The 2,416-nt window shown below is 40.8% G+C and carries 3 protein-coding genes; all 3 read left to right on the top strand.

Annotated elements, in window-relative coordinates; genetic code table 11:
* The coding region (locus ACUVJL_RS39295; RefSeq protein WP_445250767.1) for a hypothetical protein at positions 1–636 on the top strand (636 nt) is incomplete at its 5' end.
* Positions 633–1,937 carry a restriction endonuclease subunit S gene (locus ACUVJL_RS39290; protein WP_445250766.1) on the top strand — a complete coding sequence of 435 codons (1,305 nt, stop codon included), beginning with the start codon at positions 633–635 and terminating at the stop codon, positions 1,935–1,937. The genes ACUVJL_RS39295 and ACUVJL_RS39290, both read left to right, overlap by 4 nt.
* A 3-nt stretch (positions 1,938–1,940) precedes the next feature.
* A partial coding sequence (locus ACUVJL_RS39285; RefSeq protein WP_445250765.1) for a type I restriction endonuclease occupies positions 1,941–2,416 on the top strand: 476 nt, incomplete at its 3' end.

The raw sequence follows: 2,416 nt of genomic DNA, 5'->3' as shown, positions 1-2,416 counted from the left end.
GAGCAAGGCAGGACTTTCGCCAGTCGTCTCAAGGAGGGCAAAACCAGTCTGAAGTTGTCGCCGCTGAAGTTGGAAAACGGGGAACGGACGTTAACCGAATTTACGATTACGGAGTATGACTCGGAGCGGTTTGGTTCGTTGACTGAGGCGTATGAGCAGGATATTAAGCCGTTTGTGAGTTCGCTGGACTACAAAGAGCAGCCCTTGTTGGTGACGACGGAAAAGGCGCTGTATAGCTTTGATGCTGACCAGGAAACACTGATAAAAGAGGGGTTGGGTAAACGGGAGGCGTTGGGTTGTGGCCAGATTGTTGTGAAGGCGACGTTTAAGAAGGGGACGAAAACCCAGCCAGAACGAATAGAAATTACCGTGGAGCTAACACCGGATTATCAGAAGGATTATGAGATTATTCGGTTTCATCAAGATGAGGCGGAAAACTGGGCAGAGATCGAGGCGTTTCTAGCGAAGTATATTACCAAGCCGTTTGAGTATTTAGAAAAGGTAGTGGGAGTGGAGATTAATTTCAACAAGGTATTTTATAAATCCGAAAAATTGCGGGATGTTGGGGATATTTTGAAAGAAATTCAATCTTTTGATGAGGAGTTAAAGAGGCTGGAAGAGGAGTTAACGCTATGAAAATCGAACGTTATACAACTTATAAAGCCAGTGAGGTTGAGTGGCTCAGTGAAATTCCTAAAAAATGGAAAGTTAAGAGGATAAAAGATGTTAGCGGTATTAGATATGGATTGAGCCAGCCTCCTAAATATCTTGAAGAAGGACTACCACTTATTAGGGCAACAAATATAGAAAAAGGAAAATTAGTTGAGAAAGGTCTAGTTTTTATTAATCCTGATGATGTGCCTTATGGGAGAAATCCCATACTTAATGAGAATGACATTGTAGTAGTAAGAAGTGGAGCTTACACCGCAGATAGTGCAATTATTCCTAAAAAATATCATGGAGCTATTGCAGGATTTGACATGGTGTTAAGGCCTCATAAGATCCACGCTAAGTATTTTTCTTATACGCTGCTGAGTAACTACCTTTTAAAGGATCAGTTGATATTAAGCTCTTTCAGAGCAGCACAACCACATCTAAATAAAGAAGAATTGGGCACTGCATTAATTGTTTATCCCTCTTTGTCCGAGCAAAAAGCGATCGCACACTACCTCGACACCAAAACTGGTCAAATAGATCGCAAAATTGACCTACTAACCCAGAAGGCAGCGCTATACGGCGATCTCAAGCAGTCTCTCATCAATGAAACTGTGACACGCGGGCTTGATAAATCTGTGCTGATGAAGGATAGCGAAAGTGAAATCCTCGGCAAAATTCCTGAACATTGGAATATAAATAAATTATCTCAATCGTTTGGACAGATTGGCAGTGGGACAACGCCGAAATCGGGAAATGAAGTTTACTATGAAGATGGAAGTATAAATTGGATTAATACTGGAGATTTGAATGATGGTATTCTTAACGAATGCAAAAGGAAAGTAACACCTCAAGCTTTAATAGATCATTCATTAAATATTTATCCAGTTGGAGCAATTGTTATAGCTATGTATGGTGCAACGATTGGCAAAGTTTCTATATTAAATATTAATGGATGCACAAATCAAGCTTGTTGTGTACTTAATAAAAGCAAAACTTTAGATATAAAGTTTTTGTTCTATTGGTTTATATCAAGAAGAAACTTTATTATTTCTTTGAGTTATGGAGGCGGGCAACCAAATATTAGTCAAGATACAATTAAAAGCCTTCGTGTATGCGCTCCACCCATTTCTGAACAAAAAGCGCTCGCCGACTACCTCGACACCAAAACCGCCCAAATTGACCAAATTATTCACATCATCAACACCCAAATCGAAAAACTCAAAGAACTGCGTAAAACCCTGATCAACGATGTTGTCACAGGCAAAATAAAGGTAGTCTGACCTATGAGTGAACTGAACCTGCAAGACAAATTCCTTATCCCCTTTTTTCGAGAAAGTTTAGGCTACCAAGAAGTTAAAGCCAACACTATAACCAATTCCTTGATCATCGAAGAAGACTTACAAGCCTTCATTTCAACCACCGAACTCAACCAAAAGTCCTACGAGGCACTGCTCAAAAAATATAGCAGCAACGCCCAACAACTGCTAAGCGAGCTAATCGAGCTAATCCAAGAGCGCATCGCCAGCAGCCGCAACATGGCATTATTTATCAACGCCAATAAATCCGTTACCCTGCAAGGCATCAAACTCCACCTATTTTACCCCGACGACAGCGTAATTCACGACAGCAGCCTCTTTGCTCAAAACATTTTCTCTGTCGTTCAAGAACTGCCTTACAAATACCACTATCAAGGCGAACAAATCTTTTCCTTCCGTCCAGATATCTGCCTCTTTGTCAATGGCATTTACCTCGGCTACAG

The organism is Microcoleus sp. OTE_8_concoct_300, from assembly GCF_031383065.1.
Classification (GTDB): Bacteria; Cyanobacteriota; Cyanobacteriia; order Cyanobacteriales; family Microcoleaceae; genus Microcoleus.
This window is presented reverse-complemented; position numbering and strand designations above follow the sequence as displayed.